The 3655-nt window shown below is 55.3% G+C and carries 4 protein-coding genes and 3 tRNA genes; all 7 read right to left on the bottom strand.

Going from position 1 to position 3655, the window contains the following annotated elements:
• Nucleotides 1-394: GTP-binding protein (locus FHK95_RS19875; protein ID WP_178114870.1), on the bottom strand; the 394-nt coding region annotated here is incomplete at its 3' end.
• Between the two features lie 81 nt (nucleotides 395-475).
• Nucleotides 476-551, bottom strand: a tRNA-Thr gene (locus FHK95_RS19870).
• 24 nt (nucleotides 552-575) lie between these two features.
• Nucleotides 576-649, bottom strand: a tRNA-Gly gene (locus FHK95_RS19865).
• Between the two features lie 24 nt (nucleotides 650-673).
• Nucleotides 674-758 (bottom strand) — tRNA-Tyr (locus tag FHK95_RS19860).
• 222 nt (nucleotides 759-980) lie between these two features.
• Nucleotides 981-1643 (bottom strand): SPOR domain-containing protein, encoded by a 663-nt coding sequence (locus tag FHK95_RS19855; protein WP_178114869.1) that lies wholly within the window; start codon nucleotides 1641-1643, stop codon nucleotides 981-983.
• Nucleotides 1643-2392 (bottom strand): type III pantothenate kinase, encoded by a 750-nt coding sequence (locus FHK95_RS19850; protein ID WP_150306366.1) that lies wholly within the window; start codon nucleotides 2390-2392, stop codon nucleotides 1643-1645. Before FHK95_RS19850 ends, FHK95_RS19855 begins: the two co-directional genes overlap by 1 nt.
• On the bottom strand, nucleotides 2382-3389 hold the full coding sequence (birA, locus tag FHK95_RS19845) for a bifunctional biotin--[acetyl-CoA-carboxylase] ligase/biotin operon repressor BirA (protein ID WP_235906849.1): 1008 nt from the start codon (nucleotides 3387-3389) through the stop codon (nucleotides 2382-2384). The genes FHK95_RS19850 and birA overlap by 11 nt, the downstream gene beginning before the upstream one ends.
• Nucleotides 3390-3655 lie beyond the last annotated feature (266 nt).

The raw sequence follows: 3655 nt of genomic DNA, 5'->3' as shown, positions 1-3655 counted from the left end.
CGATGTAAGGTACGCCAACCTGGCGGGACAACAGGATGTGCTCGCGCGTTTGCGGCATCGGGCCGTCAGCAGCGGAACAAACCAGGATTGCGCCATCCATCTGCGCAGCACCGGTGATCATGTTCTTCACATAGTCAGCGTGACCAGGGCAATCAACGTGCGCGTAGTGACGAGTCGGAGAATCGTATTCTACGTGCGAGGTGTTGATGGTGATACCGCGAGCCTTTTCTTCCGGCGCGTTATCGATCTGGTCGAAACCACGGGCAGACCCACCGTAGGCTTCGGCACAAACGCGAGTCAGTGCTGCGGTCAGAGTGGTTTTGCCATGGTCAACGTGGCCGATAGTGCCCACGTTCAGGTGCGGTTTTTTACGTTCGAACTTCTCTTTAGCCATCGAGAGATCCCCTATTCCTGAGTGCAATCGGTCACGCGACCATTAAATAAAAGGCAGATATTTGCATATCTGCCTTGATGCTGGAGCTCATGAGCGGAGTTGAACCGCTGACCTCACCCTTACCAAGGGTGTGCTCTACCAACTGAGCTACATGAGCTTGTTACCTGTTGCAGATCCAAACTGGAGCGGGTAGCGGGAATCGAACCCGCACCATCAGCTTGGAAGGCTGAGGTTCTACCGTTGAACTATACCCGCCGACTGCTCGGCTCTTGCTAAATCTGGTGGAGGGAGAAGGATTCGAACCTTCGAAGGCTAAGCCGTCAGATTTACAGTCTGATCCCTTTGACCGCTCGGGAACCCCTCCGTAAAAGAGGCGCCATTTTCATCACTAAGCGCTTATGTGTCAATACTTTTGTTAGAAAAAACCGCTACTTGAGCAAGACAGACCTTAGAACTGCAATATTCTGCTCACACGACGCCATAGCAATCCGGCTCGCGCCGCCCCAAATCGCCACACGAACCAAAACAACCCCCACATTGACGCGCTGCGGGGGTTCGGGTGCCAGGGCTTTTGCTGGTCGACTACTTACTCGCCGATGTCCTCGGCGCATACCTGATACTGTTGTTGTAGCTCAGGAAAATCCATCTGAAGACGCGAAAGCAATGCCTGATCGACCAGACGACGAGCGCTCGGATCAACCTGTACAAGATATTCAGTATCCATATTCTCGACGCGCTGCACCCTTGCAGAGAATCCCGCACCTTCGAGCTCTCCAAGTCGATTCTCGGCCTCGTCCTCGCTATCGAATATGCCAAACGACACATCATCAGCAAGCGGCCCCTCGGTGATCAAATAGCTATCAACATCTCTGTCTTGAAGGATGGTGATCTGAGCCAGCGCCTCGCGCCGCCCACCCTCGACGTCCATCACTACCCAGAAATGAGGCTGCCCAGGAATCTCACGCTCCACTACAGTCGATTGAATACCCAATGCCAGCAGACGCTGCAACAGTTGCTCGGCTCTAACCGCTCTGTCGAAGATACCAAAGTAGACACACAGAGGGGCTGCTGCTTCGCGCACAGGCGGGACCAGCGGAATAACCTCTGTGTCGGCCGAGCCAGCCGGCAGCCCGTCCTCCAGCGGCTGATCAGCCGCCTCCCGCAGCGCACGCTCGGCGCTACGATCCTGCAACTGCCACAAACCGTATAGAAGATTAAGCAGCAGCAGACACAGGAATACCGGTTTCATCAATCCACCTCCAGTGGGCATGCAAGAGCCAGTCCTTGGAACACCAGATCACCGATCACATGACAGCCCCCTGGCAGGAGCTCGGCCATCCGGGCCGCATCGCCTCCGGTAAGAATGACCACAATGCTGTCGCCTAGCAGCTGATGGGCTATACGCAACTGCTCTCGAACAAAACCCGATAGCATGAGATCGCAACCGTACTCCACCGCTTCGCCTGTCGACGTCCCAGGCTTGGGGAGCTGAAGATCACCCAGTGGCTGCTCATCGTAACGAACCAAGCGTGTATGGCGCACCAGAGCAGTTCTCAATAATTTGCTCCCAGGCGCGATATATCCTCCCAGGTGCATGCCCCCCGCATCAACGAAGTCGACAGTTACCGCTGTGCCCAGGTCGATTACAACACAGGCTCTTTTGCAGAGCTCATAACCGGCAACCAACGCCAGCCAGCGATCCATACCCAACTTCGCGCAGTCTTCGTACCCATTTGTCACACCAGCTAGGGCATTGCTCGCTCGCGCAAGCAAGGGATGCAATTTGAGCCAGCTCGTGAGCTGATCCATAATCAGCTGGGTCTCTTCGGCAGAGCGGACACTGACCAGACGGCATCCTCGGATTTCCCGCTCCTGACCACCCAACAGCCGTTGAAGCTCTACCAGGTCTGGGGCCATGTCCCGGTCGCGCACACGCCCCTCGCGATCCAGAAGACGCCATTTGATCAGGGTATTACCGCAATCCAGCTCAAGAAGCATCATTTAACCTCAAGCTCACCTCGCCCCCGTTTATATGGGTCTCACCTTGCGTCGAGACCAGCCTTAATGCGCCCCGAGCAGTCACGCCGCGACTGACCCCTTCCTGCACCAGGTCACCTGCGATAACTCTCACGGCACGATTTCTCCAGGCATCGCGGTGCTCCCACCGCGTAACAAAGGGCGCAAAGCCCTCGCGCTTGAACAGCCGAAGCGATTCGGCTAGATGCGAGAGGAACCCGGCTATCAAACGATTTCGGTCTAGCTCCTGCTTTTGCCCTGACATCAGCAAAGATGTCCAAGGCTGGTCTAGTTCTGAGGACTCATTGCGCATCAGTACATTCACGCCCACACCGATTACGACCAGACACTCGGCGGTGAAGTCTCCCGATAGCTCTACAAGAATGCCAGCCAGCTTCTTCCCTTCAAGCAATACATCATTTGGCCACTTCAGATTACAACCGCGATACCCTGCTTCCTCTAACGCTTCGACAAGTGCCAGACCGACTACCAGGCTCAAACCTTCCAGAGCCTGAGCGCCACCCTCAAAAGGCTCGACGACAGAAAGGTATATGTTCTGGGCAAAGGGGCTAGCCCAAACGCGCCCGCGCCTGCCACGCCCTGCGAGCTGTTGCTCACTTAGGCAGATCAGTCTCTTTGGCCCGTCCAGCTGAAGGAGACGCTGGGCCTGGGCGTTAGTCGAATCGATCTGCTGGGACACATGCCACTCCCAAACATCTTTCAATGATTCAGGAAGCGAGGCACGGATTTTTGGAAGATCAAGGAGGACGGCATTGGGCGGGATTCGATAGCCCTTGCCTCGTACACGCTGGATCGGGAAGCCTTGTTTTTCCAGACGGCTGAGCACTTTCCAGATTGCCGCCCGACTCACACCCATTTGTGCGCCAAGCCGCTCTCCGGAATGGAAGCGGCCGTCAGCCATCAATGCGAGCAAGTCGTTGAGCATATTAATTAGCCATCTTGATTTAACAGCACGCATGATAGCGCCCAGGGGGCTCAGATTGAATGAATATGTTTATTCATCCCCTTGCTATTCGAGCGCTTGCAAGCATTGCTCGTGAGTACGGAGCTGCGATTGGGGCAATTCAGATTAACCTGCAACCGCCCACAGCTTGCTGGTAGAGAGATAAGATAATAGGGCATGGCAATGGTTCAGAGCGCTGAACCATACATCGTAACAAGGCATAAGAAGTGGCTTGATGCCAAGCCGGTATCACGCCCTGCCATGCTTTTGTCTGGCGCACA

It is taken from the genome of Pseudomonas saliphila (assembly GCF_008638345.1).
Taxonomy (GTDB): domain Bacteria; phylum Pseudomonadota; class Gammaproteobacteria; order Pseudomonadales; family Pseudomonadaceae; genus Halopseudomonas; species Halopseudomonas saliphila.
The sequence above is the reverse complement of the archived record's forward strand: the minus strand, read 5'-3'. Positions and strand labels throughout refer to the sequence as shown.

What these genes read in the sequence shown, in the direction of transcription:
- FHK95_RS19855 (WP_178114869.1), bottom strand. Translation starts at nt 1,643, where the DNA reads ATGAAACCGGTATTCCTGTGTCTGCTGCTGCTTAATCTTCTATACGGT.
- FHK95_RS19850 (WP_150306366.1), bottom strand. Translation starts at nt 2,392, where the DNA reads ATGCTTCTTGAGCTGGATTGCGGTAATACCCTGATCAAATGGCGTCTT.
- birA (WP_235906849.1), bottom strand. Translation starts at nt 3,389, where the DNA reads ATGCGTGCTGTTAAATCAAGATGGCTAATTAATATGCTCAACGACTTG.